Raw genomic sequence first — 17,842 nt, forward strand, 5'->3', positions numbered from 1 at the left:
CGTGAGTCTCGTCGTGACCAGAAAGCTGCTCGCGCAGGTGCTCGTCGTGTGTCTGGCCGCGAGCGCTCTGATCGCGGGGTCCGCGCACGCCGGTGCACAGACTCGAGCGGTCGAGGGGTTCCACTGGGGAGTCGCGACGTCCGGCTTCCAGGTCGAGGGTTCCAACGCGGACTCCAACTGGAAGCGCCACGTCGACGGTGCAGCGTCACGGGGCGAGGCGGATCCGGTCAACGACGCCGTCGACTTCTGGAACAGGTACGAGGAGGACATCGCCCGTGCCGCGGACATGGGCGTCACCACCTTCCGCCTGAGCGTGGAGTGGTCGCGCATCGAGCCGCAGCCGGGGCAGTACGACGAACAGGCGTTGCGGCGCTACGACGACATCCTGAGCACGATCAGGGCGCACGGCATGACACCGATGATCACCATGGTCCACTACGTGTATCCGGGCTGGCTGGTGGATCGTGGCGGTTTCCTCTCTCCGGACGCGGTGGAGGCGTTCGGGCGCTACGCCGAGCTCATCACCGAGCGGTGGGCCGGCGACGGGACGATGTGGGTCACCTTCAACGAGCCCCTCGTGTTCTTCAGCCACGAGCTGCGTATCGGGCTCGTGGGTCTGCACCAGTTCAACGCCTTCCGCGACAACGTGGTCGCAGCCCACAAGCTGGGATACCACGCCGCTCACCGGGCGGACCCGGACGCGATGGTGACCGCCAACGAGGCGTACCTGCCCGCGTTCGCTCCGGCGACGGATGACCTCCTGCTCAATCACATCCGTGGGGAGCTCGACTTCATCGGCATCGACTACTACTACGGGATAGCGCTCGACAACCTCACCACTATCCGCGCGGCGTGGGACGACTTCGCGGGCGTCCGGCCGCAGCCCGAGGGGATGTACGAGTCGATAGTCCACTACGCGAAGCACTTCCCGGGGATGCCCTTGTACATCGTGGAGAACGGGTTGCCGACGGACAACGGCCACCGCGGTGACGCCATCGACCGCGGTGACTACCTCCGCGACACCGTCTTCTGGATCCAGCGCGCGGTCGCAGACGGATACCCGGTGATCGGGTACAACCACTGGTCTCTGGTCGACAACTACGAGTGGGGTAGCTACGACTCCCGGTTCGGCCTCTACCAGGTCGACGTGCTCACCGATCCGGCGCTCGAGCGTCGGCCTACCTCCGGGGTCGACGCGTACCGGGACGTGATCACGCGCGGTGGTGTCCCGGAGGGCTACCGCCCGGTCCTGCCGGTGGGGATGTGCTCGCTGGGCACGATCCCCGACACGTGCCTGAATCCCGTCGACGTCCACGGACCGCTCGCGACGTTGGCGGGTTGACGGCCCGGACCTTCTCCGGCTGGCTCTTCTCCACCCGGCCCCCCGGACGTAGGGTCACCCCATGGAACGGTTCGCCTCCGTCACCGAGGGGCTCGACGCCCTCGTCGACGCCGGACGACTCACCGGGTACGTCTGCGGGGTCCGGCAGGACGGCAGGTCTCGGATCGTCGCCGGCGGGACACGGTCACTCGGCGGCCCCGCACTCGACCCGGACGCGGTGTTCCCGCTGTCGTCCAACACCAAGCCGGTGGGTGGTGTGCTCGCGCTCACGCTGGTCGAGCTCGGCGTCCTCGCGCTCGACGACCCGGTCGCCACGCATCTGCCGGAGCTGTCCGCCCCGAGGGTCCTGGCCCGGCCGGGCGGGCCGCTCGACCAGACCGTGCCGGCCGGGCGACCGATCACCTTGAGGCACCTCCTCACCATGACCGCCGGTGTCGGCTGGGTGGGGGAGGGCAGCGCCCTGGCAGACGCCATGAGCGAGAGACAGATCGCCCCGGGTCCCTACGCCCCTCCGATGGCGCCGGACGAGTACCTCCGGCTGCTGGGTGCGCTGCCTCTGGCGGACCAGCCGGGTCAGGGGTGGAACTACCACACGGGGAGCGACGTCCTGGGTGTGCTCCTGGCGCGGGCCGCGGGCGCCACCGTGTCCGAGCTGCTGGCCGAGCACGTCACCGGTCCCCTCGGACTGGCGGACTGCGGGTTCACCGCCGACCCGGACCGGCTCCCCACCAGCTACGGGGTCGGACCGGACGGGGATCTCCGGGCGCTGGACACCCGGATCAGGTTCGATCACCCACCGCGGTTCGAGTCGCTGGCGTGCGGGCTGGCCTCGACCGTCGCCGACTACCTGACGATCCTCGACGTCCTGGTAGACGGGGGGACGGTGCTCGGCGCGCGGTACGTGGAGGAGATGGCGACCGACCACCTGACCCCACGGCAGCGCGCGGCTGCCGAGGGGTTCGTCGCTCCCGGCTGCGGGTACGGGTTCCAGGTGGAGATCCGCCCGGACGGGGTCGTCGGCTGGGCCGGGGGACTGGGGACGATCGGCTACGTCGACCGGCGCACGGGCCGCTGCGCGGCGGTGTTCACCACGCAGTCCTACGACGTACCCGGAACGGCGGACGCGCTCGACTCGGTGTGGGAACTGTTGCGGTGACCGGCCGGCCGGACATCACGCCTGCCGTCCCTATGCCTGGCGCCACCACGTGTCCAGGGGGGTGGCCGGGACCGACCGCTTGTGACGTGTGGCCAGGAACAGCTGCTCTATCCGGGTCACTGCCTCGGGTGACACGCCGTCGCGACCCTCCAGATAGTCGTCGATCTGCTCGTACGTGACGCCCAGCGCCACCTCGTCGGGCAGGCCCGGGCGGTCATCCTCCAGATCGGCCGTGGGGACCTTGCGCCAGGTCGACTCCGGTGCGCCGAGCTGCCGCAGCAGTGCAGCGCCCTGTCGCTTGGTGAGGCCGGTGAGGGGGGTCAGGTCGACCCCGCCGTCGCCGTACTTGGTGAAGAAGCCGGTGACCGCCTCGGCGGCGTGATCGGTGCCGACGACGAGGTGGCCCAGTTGCCCGGCCACCGCGTACTGCGCGATCATCCGCTGGCGCGCCTTGACGTTGCCGCGGACGAAGTCCCGGAGCGGGCCCCCGTGATCGGGCAGTTCCTCCAGCGCCTCGGCAGCGGCCGCCGAGGCGGCGTCCGATGCCGGCCGGACGTCGACGGTGACGCTGGCGTCGGGCCGGATGAAGTCCAGGGCCGTGACGGCGTCGGCCTCGTCCGCCTGAGTGCCGTACGGCAGGCGCATGGCGACGAAGCGGGCCTCGGCCAGGCCTTCGGCGCGGAGCTTCTCGGCGGCGAGTTGGCAGAGCCGGCCCGTGAGGGCGGAGTCCTGCCCGCCGCTGATCCCCAGAACGAAACCCGTGGCCGGCGTGGAGCGGAGGTAGTCGGCGAGGAACGCCACGCGACGCTCCACCTCCTGCTCCGGATCGATGTCGGGGCGAACACCGAGTTCGGCGATGATGGACGCGCGGAGCGCACCGGAATCGAGGGAGTGTCCGGTGTCGGGAGAGTTCTGGTTCATGGCGTCAGCATAGGAAGCCCGTGTGACTTCTGCGTGACATGCGGGCGGGGGACGCGAGGTGTCCGGTTCCGCCGGTTGGAGTTCTGACGGGGGCGTCCGTTACGATGGACCAGTTGTGTGTCGTGCATCCGACCTCCGGGTCGGACGTGTCGCGCAGTCATCCCAGTCGTGTCGGCGGCCATTGCGGCCGCCCCGAGAGCCTAAGGAGCGCCAGATGAAGGTCCGCAAGTCCCTTCGGTCGCTGAAGAACAAGCCGGGCGCCCAGGTTGTCCGTCGTCGCGGCAAGGTCTACGTGATCAACAAGAAGGACCCCCGTTTCAAGGCCCGCCAGGGCTGAGTCCGTCCGCGTGGGAACCCACGCACCCTCGAGGGCCCGTCTCCGGTTCGCCGGCGGCGGGCCCTCGTCGTCGTTCCCGGGGTCGGTTCGACCCGGACCAGTCGACCTGGGCCCGGTTCGACCCGGACCTGTCGACCCGGACCAACGGTGTCCGGCCCGACGCGCCGGGGCGGTCTCGGCGCCGTCGCGGAACTCCCGGCGCCCCCACGGAACCCGCCCGCACCGGCCGGCCGGATTCCTCGCCTGTGGAGGGCGTGGGGACAACCTGTGGGGTCGTTGGGGACGGCCTGTGGAGCGCCGGAAGGTGTGCGCCGGGAGCCTCCCGGGTACGGCACAGTGGTGGGGGACGGCCCCGCGCTTCTATCCGCGCGGTGCGTCGGCGGAACGGTGGGAGGGTGTCCACAAGGCGGGATCGCGACCTGGGAATACCAACGATGTAAGACCAAAATGTTGTGGTCGATTGACTCGTCGGACACTAGGGGTAGTGTCTAGAGCGTTGCGGCCACCGATTAATTCCACTCGTGGCATTCGGGTCGCGAACGCTGACAGACACCACGGTTGTCCACAGGCCGGGCGGAAGCGCCGGAACCGATGACCGTCCGAGAAGATCCCCTCCGCGCCTCCCCGGCGCCCGTGCCGAAAGAGGTCCACGACTGATGGTCACCGTCTACACCAAGCCCGCCTGCGTCCAGTGCAACGCCACCTACAAGGCGCTCGACAAGCAGGGCGTCGAGTACCAGGTCGTGGACATCTCGGTGGACGACGAGGCGCGCGAGTACGTGATGGCCCTCGGGTACCTCCAGGCTCCCGTCGTGGTGGCCGGTTCCGATCACTGGTCCGGTTTCCGTCCGGACCGGATCAAGGCTCTCGTCACGGTCGCGGCCTGACCCGGGGCCGGTCGGAGTCACAGTTCCCAGGGAACCGGGGTCTAGCACGAGGAGGCAGTCATGGCGGTGTCGGTGCCGGCCACTGAGCCGGTCAGGATCGTCTACTTCTCCAATTTCTCCGAGAACACCAAACGCTTCATCGACCGACTGGGCCTCCCGGCGCTCCGGATCCCCGTGCGGAAGTCCGGGACCGAACTGATCGTGTCGGACCCGTATGTTCTGATCGTCCCGACGTACGGGGGGAGCCTCGAGGTCACAGGGAAGAGCGGGGCCGCGGTCCCTCGACAGGTGGTCGCGTTCCTCAACAACGCGCACAACAGAAGCCTCTGCCGGGGCGTCATCGCCGCCGGCAACACCAACTTCGGATCGGATTTCGGCCGCTCCGGCGACGTGATCGCAGGAAAACTGGGGGTCCCGTACCTCTACCGGTTCGAGTTGATGGGCACTCACGAGGACGTCACATGCGTCCGCGAAGGATTGGAAGAGTTCTGGCATGGCAGCACCAACCGTGACCCCCGAAGGCACGACAGCGGGAGAGGCGGGCGAGGGGCAGCGCCTGGATTACCACGCGCTCAACGCCATGCTCAACCTCTACGACGCGGACGGGAAGATCCAGTTCGACAAGGACCGTGAGGCGGCGAGGGAGTACTTCCTCCAGCACGTCAACCAGAACACGGTCTTCTTCCACAACCTGGACGAGAAGCTGGACTACCTGGTCGACAAGAACTACTACGAGCGCGAGGTGCTCGACCGGTACACGCGCAACTATGTGCGCGAACTGTTCGACCACGCCTATGCCAAGAAGTTCCGCTTCCCCACGTTCCTCGGTGCCTTCAAGTACTACACCTCGTACACGCTCAAGACGTTCGACGGGAAGCGGTACCTCGAGCGCTACGAGGACCGCGTCTGCATGGTCGCCCTCACGCTCGCGGACGGCGACGAGAACCTGGCCCGCCGCCTGGTCGACGAGATCATCGACGGTCGTTTCCAGCCGGCCACGCCCACGTTCCTCAACTCGGGAAAGAAGCAGCGCGGCGAGCCCGTCTCCTGTTTCCTGCTGCGTATCGAGGACAACATGGAGTCCATCGGCCGCAACATCAACTCCGCGTTGCAGCTGTCCAAGCGCGGTGGCGGGGTGGCCCTGCTGCTGTCGAACCTCCGCGAGCACGGCGCGCCGATCAAGCACATCGAGAACCAGTCCTCCGGCGTCATCCCCGTGATGAAGCTGCTGGAGGACTCCTTCTCCTACGCCAACCAGCTCGGTGCCCGCCAGGGTGCCGGTGCGGTGTACCTGCACGCCCACCACCCGGACATCTTCAAGTTCCTCGACACCAAGCGGGAGAACGCGGACGAGAAGATCCGCATCAAGACCCTGTCGCTGGGTGTCGTGATCCCGGACATCACATTCGAGCTGGCCAAGCGCAACGACGACATGTACCTGTTCTCGCCGTACGACGTCGAGCGGATCTACGGCAGGCCCTTCGCGGACGTCAACATCTCGGAGCACTACACCGAGATGGTCGAGGACAGCCGGATCAAGAAGACCAAGATCAACGCCCGGCACTTCTTCCAGACCCTCGCGGAGCTGCAGTTCGAGTCCGGCTACCCGTACATCATGTACGAGGACACGGTGAACCGGGCCAACCCGATCGCCGGCAAGATCACGCACTCCAACCTGTGCTCGGAGATCCTCCAGGTCTCCACGCCGTCGACGTACAACGAGGACCTCACCTACTCCCACGTGGGCAAGGACATCTCCTGCAACCTCGGTTCACTCAACATCGCCAAGGCCATGGACTCGCCGGACTTCGGACAGACCATCGAGACGGCCATCAGAGGCCTGACCGCGGTGTCGGACCAGACCCACATCGACTCGGTCCCATCGATCGAGCGGGGCAACGCCGAGTCGCACGCGATCGGCCTCGGGCAGATGAACCTCCACGGCTACCTCGCCCGTGAGCGGATCCACTACGGGTCCGAGGAGGGTGTCGACTTCACGAACATCTACTTCTACACGGTGCTCTACCACGCGGTCCGGTCCTCGAACCTCCTCGCGCGGGAGCGCGGGACGTGGTTCGCCGGGTTCCCGGAGTCCACGTACGCGTCCGGCGAGTTCTTCGACAAGTACACCGACCAGGCGTGGGAGCCGGCCACCGAGAAGGTGCGCCAGCTGTTCGCCGAGGCGGACGTCACGGTGCCCACCCAGGACGACTGGCGTGCGCTCAAGGTCGATGTGCAGCAGTACGGCATCTACAACCAGAATCTCCAGGCCGTGCCGCCCACGGGATCGATCAGCTACATCAACAACTCGACCTCGTCGATCCACCCCGTCGCCTCGCGGATCGAGATCCGCAAGGAGGGCAAGATCGGGCGCGTCTACTACCCGGCTCCCTACCTGACCAACGACAACCTGGACTACTACCAGGACGCGTACGAGATCGGTTACGAGAAGATCATCGACACCTACGCGGCGGCCACCCAGCACGTGGACCAGGGCCTCTCGTTGACCCTGTTCTTCAAGGACACGGCCAGCACCCGCGACGTCAACCGCGCCCAGATCTACGCGTGGCGCAAGGGGATCAAGACCTTGTACTACATCCGCGTGCGCCAGCTCGCGCTCGAGGGGACCGAGGTAGAGGGTTGCGTCTCGTGCATGCTCTGACCCCCCGGCCGCAGGTCTGCGCCCCGAACCGCCCCCGCCACCACCAGGAGATCCGATGACCATCGAACAGCACGCCCCCGGATCCCACAGCCCCGCCGCCGGGGTCGCCCCCCGGCTCGTCGACCGGGTGTCGGCGATCAACTGGAACCGCGTCACCGACGACGTCGACGATCAGGTCTGGGGGCGGCTCACCAGCAACTTCTGGCTGCCGGAGAAGGTCCCGGTGTCCAACGACATCCCGTCGTGGCAGACCCTGACGGACTCGGAGCAGCAGCTCACCACGCGGGTCTTCACCGGCCTCACCCTGCTGGACACCCTCCAGGGGACCGTCGGCGCCGTGAGCATGATCCCCGACGCGGCGACCCCGCACGAGGAGGCAGTGCTCACCAACATCGCCTTCATGGAGTCGGTCCACGCCAAGAGCTACTCCACGATCTTCTCGACCCTCTGCTCCACGCCGCAGGTCGACGACGCCTTCCGCTGGGCGGAGGAGAACACCTTCCTGCAGCGCAAGGCTCACATCATCCTCGGGTACTACTCCGGGAAGGACCCCCTCAAGCGCAAGATCGCCTCGACCCTCCTCGAGTCGTTCCTCTTCTACTCGGGCTTCTACCTGCCCATGCGCTGGTCCTCGCGAGCCAAGCTCACCAACACGGCCGACATCATCCGGCTCATCATCCGGGACGAGGCGGTGCACGGCTACTACATCGGCTACAAGTACCAGCGTGCCCTCGAGCAGATCGGTCAGGCCGAGCGCGACGAGCTGAAGGACTACACCTTCGAGTTGCTCTTCGAGTTGTACGACAACGAGGCGGACTACACCGAGGACCTCTACGACACCGTGGGGTGGACCGAGGACGTCAAGAAGTTCCTGCGCTACAACGCCAACAAGGCGCTCATGAACCTCGGCTACGAGGGGATGTTCCCCAAGGACGAGACCAACGTCGACCCCGCGATCCTCTCGGCGCTCAGCCCGAACGCGGACGAGAACCACGACTTCTTCTCGGGTTCCGGTAGCTCCTACGTCATGGGTAAGGCAGTGGCCACGGAGGACGAGGACTGGGACTTCTGACGCTCCTCCCGTCAACGCATCACCCCGGCACCTGATCAGGTGCCGGGGTGATGTCGTCCGGTTGAGGTCACCGGTCGGCCGGAACGTCCGGTTCCTCGTCTAGCCGTCCGGGGCGATCCCGTTGATGGAGCCCCGGATGTCGTCGAGGACCGCGCGTGCGGCCACGGGACCGGCCCCCTCCCACACGGCCCGGTCCACCACGAACATGCGGCGTGCGCCCACCGCGTCGAGCTCCGTCCACCGGTCGGTGGCAAAGGCCTCGCGCGCGGACTGTTCCGAGCCGTCATCGCCACCCACCACGGCGAAGATCACGTCACCGTCGAGTTCGTCGCCCACGGGAGGGGACTGAGGGGCGGGCTCGATCCGCTGACCGTCCCTGGTGCGCTGGGCCGGGGGGCGGCCGGCGCCAACCGCCTCGAGCATGAGGCTCCCGAGAGTGTCCGGCTGCTGGACCACGATCCCGTCGGCGTCCGTGACGGAGACGAGTGAGACCCAGGTGTCGCTGGGGGTGGTGGCGTCGGCGGTGGACCGCGCCCGGTCGATCACGTCCAGCAGGAGATCGCCGCCCGCGCTGGGCCGGCCGTAGGCGTCGGCGATCGCCTCGGTGGCGTCGGTCCAGCGCAGGGGGTCCGGGTCGTAGACAACGGTCGGGGCGATCTCCGACAGGGCCCGTGCGACGGCCGGGTCCGGATCGACGACGTCGGCCACCACGATGAGGTCGGGCCGGAGCTCACGGGCCGCTGTCGCGGCGTCGTCCACGCCGGAGTCACCGGTGATCGCCAGGTCGGGCAGTCCCACCAGGGGAGCGGGGAGGAAGACGTCGGCGTCACGGGGCAGGCCGGAGGTCCCGACGACGAGGTCCTGCAGCCCCAGGGCGCACGCGACGTCCACGGCCCCGGCCCCGAGCGCCAGGATCCGCTCCGGTGACCGCGGGACCTCCACCCTCTCTTCGGCGGGATCCACGGATGCAACCTCCCGAACGCCGTTCCCGGGGAACTCGGCCGGCGCCGGTGCGGGCGCACACGACTCCTCCGGTTCGGCGGAGCGCTGGAGCTCCTCGCCGGCCATCCGTGTAGGGGTCGTGGTGACGGGGTGCTCGACCATGTCGACGGGGGAGGGTCCGCAACCCGCGAGCACGAGTCCGACGACGAGCGGGCCCGCGACGCCCACCGTGACCCGCACGGGGGTGGAAGGGTACCCCCGCCCGCGAGGGCGGTGTCGGCTCGGCGCGAGATCGGTCATGGGGGAGAGCCTAGGAGATGGGTCGTCCGGGCAGTCGAAGTGGAGGTCGGCGCGGGTCCGGGCGTCATCTCGGGCGTGTCGTCGCGACGCCGGATTCCCGCAGATGATCCACCCCGGCGAGTTCGGCGGGGTGAGTGGTGGACCCTCTCAGCGGAGGGTTAGGATTGCGCTCACGCACTATTCCTTTGCGTTCGACGTGGGGTCGGTGGTTCGACCCACGGCGTCGGGTGAGGCGTTCAGGAGGACCCTTAATGACCGCAGTGGCCCCCAAGCCGGTCGACGACCTCGACCATCCACCGGGCGTACCCACGGGCACCGCCCGGCCGGGATCGTTCGTGTGGAAGATGATGACGACGACCGATCACAAGCTGCTCGGCCTGATGTACATCGTCACCTGTTTCGTCTTCTTCTTCATCGGCGGGCTCATGGCCCTGCTCATCCGGGCGGAGCTCTTCGTCCCGGGCATGCAGTTCCTGTCCAACGAGCAGTTCAACCAGCTGTTCACGATGCACGGCACGGTCATGCTGCTGCTGTACGGAACGCCGATCGTGATCGGCTTCGCGAACTACATCATGCCGCTGCAGATCGGTGCCCCCGACGTCGCCTTCCCGCGGTTGAACGCCCTGGGCTACTGGCTGTTCACGGCGGGCGGCATCATCATGCTGTCCGGCTTCATCACCCCCGGTGGTGCAGCGGCGTTCGGCTGGACGATGTACATGCCGTTGGCCGACAAGATCCACTCGCCGGCCGTCGGCGCGGACCTGTGGATCCTCGGCGTCGGCATCGGCGGTATCGGTTCCATTCTCGGCGCCGTCAACTTCGTCACCACGATCATCTGCCTGCGCGCGCCGGGCATGACCATGTTCCGGATGCCGATCTTCACGTGGAACATCCTGGTGGCCTCGGTCCTGATCCTGCTGATCTTCCCGCTGCTCACCGCCGCGGCCCTCGGCGTCTTCTACGACCGTCAGTTCGGTGGCCGCATCTACGACCCGGGCAACGGTGGCGCCATCCTGTGGCAGCACCTGTTCTGGTTCTTCGGTCACCCCGAGGTGTACGTCCTCGCGCTGCCGTTCTTCGGCATCGTCTCCGAGGTGTTCCCGGTCTTCTCGCGCAAGCCCCTCTTCGGGTACGCCGGTCTGGTCTTCGCGACCCTCGCGATCGCCGCGCTGTCCATGGCGGTCTGGGCGCACCACATGTTCGTCACGGGCGCCGTGCTCCTGCCGTTCTTCTCCTTCATGACGTTCCTCATCGCCGTTCCCACGGGTGTAAAGTTCTTCAACTGGATCGGCACCATGTGGCGCGGGAAGATGACGTTCGAGACGCCGATGATCTTCGCGCTCGGCTTCATCGTGACCTTCCTCTTCGGTGGTCTGACGGGCGTCATGATGGCTGCGGCGCCGATCGACTTCCACATCTCGGACACGTACTTCATCGTCGCCCACTTCCACTACACGCTGTTCGGCACGATCGTGTTCGCCACGTTCGCCGGCGTGTACTTCTGGTTCCCCAAGATGACGGGCCGGATGCTCGACGAGAGGTTGGGCAAGTGGCACTTCTGGCTGATGTTCATCGGCTTCCACACCACGTTCCTCGTGCAGCACTGGCTGGGCAACCAGGGAATGGCCCGTCGCTACGCTGACTACCTGGCGACGGACAACTTCACGGTGCTCAACCAGATCTCCACCATCGGCTCGTTCATCCTCGGGATCGCGATGCTGCCGTTCATCTGGAACGTCATCAAGAGCTGGCGCTACGGTGAGATCGTCACGGTCGACGACCCGTGGGGTGCGGGCAACTCGCTCGAGTGGGCCACTTCGTGCCCGCCGCCGCGTCACAACTTCGTGACCCTGCCCCGGATCCGCTCCGAGCGGCCGGCGTTCGAACTGCACTACCCGCACATGAGCGAGCGCATGCGTGCGGAGGCCCACGTCGGGGGCCGGGCCGCGGCCCAGGACCCGGCTGCGGTCAAGGACGTGGCCGAGCGCGGCTCGTCACCGCAGAGAGGCTGACCCACCCGCCCGTACTCACCCACGGGCGTCGGTCCCCGCTGAACCCCGTCGGTAGGCTCGTCCTCCGGCGGGGTTCGGCGCGTGTCAGCCCTTCCTGCCCATCACCCCCAGTCACCAGCACGAACACTCGTCAGGAGCACACGTGAGCACCCCCGGCACCCCGGCACTACTCACCGTCACCGGACCCGACCGGCCAGGTGTGACAGCGAGGATCATGGCGGTCCTCGCCTCCCACCACGCCGACCTGGTGGACGTCGAGCAGGTCGTGGTCAACGGCCACCTCTCCCTGGGGCTCATGGTCCGGGTGGACGCGGGCGCCGACATCGTGACCGTGGTCCGCGAGCTCACCGAGCAGGTCCACGAGCTGGGGATGCAGTTGGAGGTCCAGTTCGACGACATCGCGCCCGCGACCCCGCCGTCCACCCACGCGGTGGTGATCCTCGGCAGTCCGGTCACCGCGTCGGCGTTCTCCGCGGTGGCGGGTTCGCTCGCGTCGATCGGTGCGAACATCGACACCATCCGGGGGATCGCCGACTACCCGGTGACAGGTCTGGAGCTGCACGTCTCGACCGCCGGTCGTGACGCCGCCGACGACGCCCGGCTGCGCGAGACGATGGCACCCCTCTCGGACGCCAACGGCGTCGACATCTCGGTGGACCGCGCCGGGTTGGGCCGCCGGTCCAAGCGCCTCGTGGTGTTCGACGTGGACTCCACCCTGGTCCAGGGCGAGGTCATCGAGATGCTCGCGGCGCACGCGGGTAAGGAGGACGAGGTCCGCGCGGTCACCGAGCGGGCCATGCGAGGGGAGCTGGACTTCGCCCAGTCCCTCCACGAGCGTGTGGCGACGTTGGCGGGATTGCCGGCCACCGTCCTCGACGAGGTCGCCGCGGGCATCGTGCTCACCCCGGGTGCCCGGACGACCATCCGCACCCTCAAGCGTCTCGGCATCCGCTGCGGTGTGGTGTCCGGCGGGTTCATCCAGGTGATCGCCGGTCTCGCCGAGGAGCTGGGTCTCGACTTCGCGCGGGCCAACACCCTGGAGATCGAGGACGGTGTGCTCACCGGCCGGGTCGTGGGCGAGGTGGTGGACCGCGAGGCCAAGGCCGAGTACCTGCGCGAGTTCGCCGATGAGCTCGGGATCTCCCTGAGCCAGACCGTCGCGGTGGGCGACGGGGCGAACGACATCGACATGCTCACCGCTGCGGGGCTGGGGATCGCGTTCTGCGCCAAGCCCGCACTCCGCGAGGTGGCCGACGCGTCGTTGTCCAAGCCGTTCCTCGACACGGTCCTGTTCGTCCTCGGGATCACCCGCGACGAGATCGAGGCCGCCGACACCGCCGCCGGTACCTACCGCCGCGTCCCGCTCGGGTGACCGAGCCCCTGCCACTCGGGGGCCCCGCTGGTGTGACCGAGCCGCTGCCACCCGGGGGCCCCGCTGGTGTGACCGAGCCGCTGCCACCCGGGGGTCCCGCGGCCGGCGCCGCGCTCGACTGGTGCCACTCGCGGCTCCGCGCCGGGTCGGCCGGAGCCGAGGACCCGGACGACCGCGGCACCGTCCGCTCCATGCCGATCGTGCTTCACCTGCCCAAGGCCGACCTCCCCGGACGGACGCCGCTGCTCGAGGCCGTCGCCGGCGCCGTCGCCGCGCTCTGCCTCGACGAGCGCGTGGCCCCGGGAGGGCAGTGGCACGACGCCTACGGGGCGTGGTTGGACGCCCGGATGCGCAAGATCGCGCGGCGTGCGCGAGGAGCCCAGTGGCGCACCGCCCTGGAGGTCCCGGGAGTGACCCGCGAGGTGGACGGGTGCGCGGCGAGGGCGTTCGTCCCCGGGCCGGTCGACGAGGTGGACCCGCGCCTCGGCCGGTTGCAGATCGGGGGCACCGACCTGGAGCGGGACGATCCCGGTACCCCGCCGCCGGGTGTGCCGGTGGTGTGGGTCGACAGTGCACTGCAGATGTCCGTGGGCAAGGCCGCCGCGCAGGTCGGTCACGGGGTGATGGTGCTGATCGCGGAGATGGAACGCGGCCGGCTCGAGCGGTGGATCGTCGACGGGCTCCCGGTGGCCGTCCGCGAGGCCGACCCAGACCGGTGGCGTGAGCTCTCCGCTGCCGTGGCCGACGGCGCGCCCGGGGTCGCCGCCGTGGTGGACGCCGGGTACACGGAGGTCGCGCCGGGCTCGTTGACGGTGATCGCCGTCGAGGGCCGAGGTGACTGAGGCGGGTTGACCCGCGCGATCCCCGGGGCGTCAGCCGTCGCGGAGCCGCTCGAGGGCGCCGATCACCACGTCCCGGTCGGTGGTCTGCCAGAACGGTGGCAGAGAGGCCCGGAGGTAGCCGCCGTAGCGGGCGGTGACCAGCCGCGAGTCGAGGATGGCCACGACTCCCCGGTCGTCGGTGCGACGGAGGAGCCGCCCGACACCCTGGGCGAGCAGCAGCGCGGCATGATTACCGGCCACGGCGAGGAATCCGTTGCCGCCGCGGGCTCCCACCGCTCGCTGGCGCGCCGAGAGCAGGGGGTCGTCCGGCCGCGGGAACGGGATGCGGTCGATCACCACCAGCGAGAGCGACCGGCCGGGCACGTCGACGCCCTGCCACAGCGAGAGGGTGCCGACCAGCGTGGTCTCCTCGTCCGCGGCGAACTGGGTCACCAGGTTGGCGGTCGAGTCCTCGCCCTGGCACAGCACCGGGGTATCGAGGCGCTCCCTGAGCAGTTCGGCTGCGGCCCTGGCCCCTCGCATCGAGGAGAAGAGTCCGAGCGTGCGTCCGCCGGCAGCGGTGACCAGGTCGACCAACTCGTCACCCGCCTCGGGGGAGGCGCCCTCCCTGCCGGGGGCCGGGAGGTGCGAGGCCACGTAGAGGATGCCGTTGCGGCGGTAGTCGAAGGGTGACCCGGCGTCCAGCCCGGTCCACCTGAGGCTGCTCGCGTCGTCGTCGGAGGGTGGTTCCAGGGCGACGGCGGTCGCGGGGTCGGGGCGGGCGGACGAGGCCGGGGGCAACCCCCACGTGGCCGCCAGGCCGTCGAACTTCCCTCCCGTGGTGAGCGTGGCGGAGGTGAGGACGACGGTGGACTCGGAGAACAGTCGCGCCCGGAGCAGTCCGGCCACGGAGAGCGGCGCGACGCGGAGGATCCGTCCCCGACGGTCCTCCTCGGTCATCCACACGATCTCGAGTCGCTCGGTGACAGCGCGCTCGTACGAGGAGAGCATGCGGTCGGCGGCGTCGGCCACCTCGTCCAGAGCCGCGAGGGTCTTCTGCCGGTCTGAGGCGCCCTGGGGATCTCCCGCGGCCTCGCCTGGCTTGGGGCCGGGAACGGCGCTCCGGCAGTTCTCGGCGGTGTGCCGGACCGCGGCCAACGCGAGGTCGGCGCCCTCGGGCAGGAGGTCCCATCGGCCCTCGGGGCAGAGCTCCAACAACCCCGCCAGACCCTCGCCCGCGGCCACCATGCGGTCGGCGGTCTGTTGGTCCACCAGCTTGGCCGCGCGCCGGGCCGCCTGGATAACGGCGGCGCCGGTGAGCTCCGCCGTCGTCACGCCCGTCACCCGGTCGGAGAGCTCGTGGGCCTCGTCGATCACCACCGCGTCGTGGTCGGGGAGGATGGAGACATCGGTCATGGCGTCGATCGCGAGCAGTGCGTGGTTGGTCACCACCACGTCGGCCCGTCCCGCCTCCTGACGGGCCAGTTCAGCGAAGCATTCGGAGAACTCGGGACACAGCTGGCCCAGGCATTCCCGGCTGGTCACCGACACCTGGCGCCACGCCGCGTCCGACACGCCGCGGGGCAGGTCGTCGCGGTCACCGGACTCTGTGTCCTGGGCCCAGTCGTGCAGTCGGGCGATCTCCTGACCGAGCCGCGAACCGGGGCCGGAGTCGCGCGGGGAGGACTCGCGAGGAGCGCGGGAAGCTGTGGATTCGCCGCCGATCGGTAGGTCGAACAACTCCTCGGACACCACGTCCTCGGGATCCACCTCGTCGACCGGGCCGGACGAGACGCGGTGCAGGCACAGGTAGTTCCCGCGGCCCTTGAGGATCGCGTGTGAGGGCCTCACACCGAGCTGCGGCTTGAGGGCGGCGGCCAGCCGGGGGAGGTCGCGGTCCACCAACTGGTTCTGCAGGGCGATCGTGGCGGTGGAGACCACCACCGTCCCCCCGGTGGCGACCGCGTGACGCAGCGACGGCACGAGGTAGGCCAGCGATTTCCCGGTACCCGTGCCGGCCTGGACCGCCAGGTGTTCGCCGGTGGCCAGGGCGTTTCCCACCGCTTCGGCCATACGGACCTGGCCCAGGCGCTCGCTGCCGCCGAGGCTCTCGACCGCGGTGGAGAGCAGGTCGGAGACAGGGGGGAGCGAGTCGGTCACGCGGTAACCCTAGCGGCCCCACCGGACGTGACGGCGATCTGCCGACCGAGGGGAGTAGCCGACGAGAGGCCGCGTCCCGGGCGTCGGGCAGCGCACGGGGGTCACCCGGCGGGTGGACCCGGGGGCACCACTCGCACGGGGACCGCCGGCTCGCCCTCGCTCAGCGCCAGACCCTCCCACGGCAGGGTCACCATCGCGGACTCGTGCAGTGCCCGCGACCCGGCCAGTGTCGGGAGCCCGGGTACGGGTTCACCGTCCCGCATCAGGGGGACCATCAGCTCCCGCTGATCCAACCCGGGTTCGGCCGGCAGGGTACCGGCCCACGGCAGGAGCACCTCCTCGACCGCGGTGCCCGAGCGTCGGTGCAGGCGGACCGCCCGCTTGGCGCCCGGCAGGGATTCCTTGTGGGCGGAGCGTTTGGCCACCGGGATGCCGTCCACCTCCACCAACTTGTAGACCATCCCGGCGGTGGGGGCGCCGGATCCGGTCACCAGTCGGGTACCCACGCCGTACGCGTCGACGGGCTCGGCCCGGAGGGCCGCGATCGCGTACTCGTCGAGATCCCCGGAGACCACGATCCTGGTCCGGAGTGCGCCCAGTGAATCGAGCTGGACACGTACCTGACGGGCCAGAACCCCGAGGTCACCCGAGTCGATCCGGACGCCTCCCAGTTCGGGCCCGGCCACCTCGATCGCCGTGTCCACGCCGCGGGTGATGTCGTAGGTGTCCACCAGGAGGGTGGTGCCCACCCCGAGGGTGGCGACCTGCGACCGGAAGGCGGCGGCCTCGTCCGGGCCGTCGGGGCCGGTGTGCAGCAGTGTGAACGCGTGCGCGGACGTGCCGGCGGAGGGGACCCCGTGCCGTCGGGTGGCCTCGACGTTGGACGTGGACGCGAACCCGCAGAGGTACGCGGCGCGGGCCGCCGCCACCGCGGCCTCCTCGTGCGTGCGGCGCGAACCCATCTCGATCATCGGGCGACCGTCCGCCGCGGAGGTCATCCGTGCGGCGGCGGAGGCGATCGCACTGTCGTGGTTGAGCACGGACAGGACCAGGGTCTCGAGGAGCACACACTCGGCGAACCCGCCCCGGATGCTCAGGACCGGGGATCCGGGGAAGAACAGCTCCCCCTCGGGGTACCCGTCGATGTGACCGGTGAAGCGGAAGTCGCGCAACCACTCGATGGTCGGCCCGTCGAGCGAGTCGGCCACCACCGCGAGCTCCTCCTCGCCGAAGCGGAAGTCACCGAGGCGCTCCATGAGTCGGCCGGTGCCGCCGACGACGCCGTACCGGCGACCCGCCGGCAGCCGTCGGGCGAACACCTCGAATACACAGGGGCGGTCGGCCGTCCCGTCGGCCAGTGCGGCCCGGATCATCGTGAGCTCGTACTTGTCCGTGAGCAGGGCGCTGGACGGACGGCCCGGCAGGTGAGGGGCGCGCGTGGGCGCGGTCGAGGTCACCCGCCAGACTCTACGGCGTGGCCGACCCGGCGGTAATCCGTATCCTTGGCCCTATGCACACCGTGAGCACACAGATCGCGGACGACCGGAGCGTCGTCCCCGTGATGGCGATGCCGTCGGCCGCGCCCGTGGAAGCCACGGACACCGAACTCGACGCCGGGCTGGACAGCCCGTGGCTCACCGTGGTGTGGGACGACCCGGTCAACCTGATGAGCTACGTGACCTTCGTGTTCCAGCGGGTGTTCGGCTACAGCAGGGAGAAGGCGCACGAGCTCATGCTCAAGGTCCACAACGACGGCCGCGCGGTGGTCTCGTCCGGGAGCCGGGACAAGGTGGAGAACGATGTCCGAAAGCTCCAGGAGGCCGGACTGTGGGCCACGATGCAGCGGGAGGCCTGAGCT

At 69.2% G+C, this 17,842-nt stretch carries 15 protein-coding genes; 11 read left to right on the forward strand and 4 right to left on the reverse strand.

Going from position 1 to position 17,842, the window contains the following annotated elements; genetic code table 11:
- Nucleotides 1-13 precede the first annotated feature (13 nt).
- Entirely contained in the window at nucleotides 14-1,342 is a 1,329-nt protein-coding gene (locus A6048_RS05040) for a glycoside hydrolase family 1 protein (RefSeq protein WP_235027587.1), read from the forward strand.
- A gap of 61 nt (nucleotides 1,343-1,403) precedes the next feature.
- On the forward strand, nucleotides 1,404-2,498 hold the full coding sequence (locus tag A6048_RS05045) for a serine hydrolase domain-containing protein (RefSeq protein ID WP_107748511.1): 1,095 nt from the start codon (nucleotides 1,404-1,406) through the stop codon (nucleotides 2,496-2,498).
- 30 nt (nucleotides 2,499-2,528) lie between these two features.
- On the opposite strand, the gene nadE is transcribed toward A6048_RS05045, so the two are convergent.
- Nucleotides 2,529-3,419, reverse strand: a complete 891-nt coding sequence (nadE, locus tag A6048_RS05050) for an ammonia-dependent NAD(+) synthetase (protein ID WP_107748510.1) — start codon at nucleotides 3,417-3,419, stop codon at nucleotides 2,529-2,531.
- Nucleotides 3,420-3,633: 214 nt separating this feature from the next.
- On the opposite strand from nadE, the gene ykgO reads away from it, so the two are divergent.
- The 5 genes from ykgO to nrdF all read left to right on the forward strand — a co-directional run bounded on the left by ykgO (nucleotide 3,634) and on the right by nrdF (nucleotide 8,377).
- A complete protein-coding gene (gene ykgO / locus A6048_RS05055; RefSeq protein ID WP_003852698.1) occupies nucleotides 3,634-3,756 on the forward strand; it encodes a type B 50S ribosomal protein L36 in 123 nt (40 codons plus the stop codon).
- A gap of 656 nt (nucleotides 3,757-4,412) precedes the next feature.
- Entirely contained in the window at nucleotides 4,413-4,643 is a 231-nt protein-coding gene (nrdH, locus tag A6048_RS05060) for a glutaredoxin-like protein NrdH (protein WP_107748509.1), read from the forward strand.
- 60 nt (nucleotides 4,644-4,703) lie between these two features.
- A complete protein-coding gene (gene nrdI / locus A6048_RS05065; RefSeq protein WP_372450594.1) occupies nucleotides 4,704-5,276 on the forward strand; it encodes a class Ib ribonucleoside-diphosphate reductase assembly flavoprotein NrdI in 573 nt (190 codons plus the stop codon).
- Entirely contained in the window at nucleotides 5,224-7,305 is a 2,082-nt protein-coding gene (nrdE, locus tag A6048_RS05070) for a class 1b ribonucleoside-diphosphate reductase subunit alpha (protein WP_235027589.1), read from the forward strand. Before nrdI ends, nrdE begins: the two co-directional genes overlap by 53 nt.
- Before the next feature lie 55 nt (nucleotides 7,306-7,360).
- Complete coding sequence (gene nrdF, locus A6048_RS05075) at nucleotides 7,361-8,377, forward strand: class 1b ribonucleoside-diphosphate reductase subunit beta (RefSeq protein ID WP_107748507.1); 1,017 nt, start codon at nucleotides 7,361-7,363, stop codon at nucleotides 8,375-8,377.
- Nucleotides 8,378-8,476: 99 nt separating this feature from the next.
- Here nrdF and A6048_RS05080 read toward each other — a convergent pair whose 3' ends face one another.
- Nucleotides 8,477-9,619, reverse strand: a complete 1,143-nt coding sequence (locus tag A6048_RS05080; protein WP_235027586.1) for an ABC transporter substrate-binding protein — start codon at nucleotides 9,617-9,619, stop codon at nucleotides 8,477-8,479.
- Between the two features lie 251 nt (nucleotides 9,620-9,870).
- Here A6048_RS05080 and ctaD point away from each other — a divergent pair, with 251 nt between their 5' ends.
- From ctaD to A6048_RS05095, 3 genes are all read left to right on the forward strand, one after another.
- Nucleotides 9,871-11,631 (forward strand): aa3-type cytochrome oxidase subunit I, encoded by a 1,761-nt coding sequence (gene ctaD, locus A6048_RS05085; protein ID WP_107748506.1) that lies wholly within the window; start codon nucleotides 9,871-9,873, stop codon nucleotides 11,629-11,631.
- A 142-nt stretch (nucleotides 11,632-11,773) separates the two neighbouring features.
- The gene (serB, locus tag A6048_RS05090) at nucleotides 11,774-13,003 is read left to right on the forward strand and encodes a phosphoserine phosphatase SerB (RefSeq protein ID WP_107748505.1); all 1,230 of its coding nucleotides are present in this window, start codon (nucleotides 11,774-11,776) and stop codon (nucleotides 13,001-13,003) included.
- 68 nt (nucleotides 13,004-13,071) lie between these two features.
- Nucleotides 13,072-13,845: an aminoacyl-tRNA hydrolase gene (locus tag A6048_RS05095; protein ID WP_211310059.1), complete on the forward strand. Its 774-nt coding sequence runs from the start codon at nucleotides 13,072-13,074 to the stop codon at nucleotides 13,843-13,845.
- Between the two features lie 30 nt (nucleotides 13,846-13,875).
- On the opposite strand, the gene A6048_RS05100 is transcribed toward A6048_RS05095, so the two are convergent.
- Nucleotides 13,876-15,984: an ATP-dependent DNA helicase gene (locus A6048_RS05100; protein ID WP_107748503.1), complete on the reverse strand. Its 2,109-nt coding sequence runs from the start codon at nucleotides 15,982-15,984 to the stop codon at nucleotides 13,876-13,878.
- 101 nt (nucleotides 15,985-16,085) lie between these two features.
- Nucleotides 16,086-17,441: a nicotinate phosphoribosyltransferase gene (locus A6048_RS05105; RefSeq protein ID WP_107748502.1), complete on the reverse strand. Its 1,356-nt coding sequence runs from the start codon at nucleotides 17,439-17,441 to the stop codon at nucleotides 16,086-16,088.
- A gap of 104 nt (nucleotides 17,442-17,545) precedes the next feature.
- Here A6048_RS05105 and clpS point away from each other — a divergent pair, with 104 nt between their 5' ends.
- On the forward strand, nucleotides 17,546-17,839 hold the full coding sequence (gene clpS / locus A6048_RS05110) for an ATP-dependent Clp protease adapter ClpS (RefSeq protein WP_372450596.1): 294 nt from the start codon (nucleotides 17,546-17,548) through the stop codon (nucleotides 17,837-17,839).
- Nucleotides 17,840-17,842: the final 3 nt, after the last annotated feature.

It is taken from the genome of Dietzia psychralcaliphila (genome assembly GCF_003096095.1).
GTDB lineage: Bacteria > Actinomycetota > Actinomycetes > Mycobacteriales > Mycobacteriaceae > Dietzia > Dietzia psychralcaliphila.

Bases quoted from the DNA above. Each gene is read 5' to 3' on its own strand.
- ykgO (WP_003852698.1), top strand. From the start codon at position 3,634: ATGAAGGTCCGCAAGTCCCTTCGGTCGCTGAAGAACAAGCCGGGCGCC.
- nrdI (WP_372450594.1), top strand. From the start codon at position 4,704: ATGGCGGTGTCGGTGCCGGCCACTGAGCCGGTCAGGATCGTCTACTTC.
- nrdH (WP_107748509.1), top strand. From the start codon at position 4,413: ATGGTCACCGTCTACACCAAGCCCGCCTGCGTCCAGTGCAACGCCACC.
- A6048_RS05080 (WP_235027586.1), bottom strand. From the start codon at position 9,619: ATGACCGATCTCGCGCCGAGCCGACACCGCCCTCGCGGGCGGGGGTAC.
- nrdF (WP_107748507.1), top strand. From the start codon at position 7,361: ATGACCATCGAACAGCACGCCCCCGGATCCCACAGCCCCGCCGCCGGG.
- nrdE (WP_235027589.1), top strand. From the start codon at position 5,224: ATGCTCAACCTCTACGACGCGGACGGGAAGATCCAGTTCGACAAGGAC.
- A6048_RS05045 (WP_107748511.1), top strand. From the start codon at position 1,404: ATGGAACGGTTCGCCTCCGTCACCGAGGGGCTCGACGCCCTCGTCGAC.
- nadE (WP_107748510.1), bottom strand. From the start codon at position 3,419: ATGAACCAGAACTCTCCCGACACCGGACACTCCCTCGATTCCGGTGCG.
- clpS (WP_372450596.1), top strand. From the start codon at position 17,546: ATGGCGATGCCGTCGGCCGCGCCCGTGGAAGCCACGGACACCGAACTC.
- ctaD (WP_107748506.1), top strand. From the start codon at position 9,871: ATGACCGCAGTGGCCCCCAAGCCGGTCGACGACCTCGACCATCCACCG.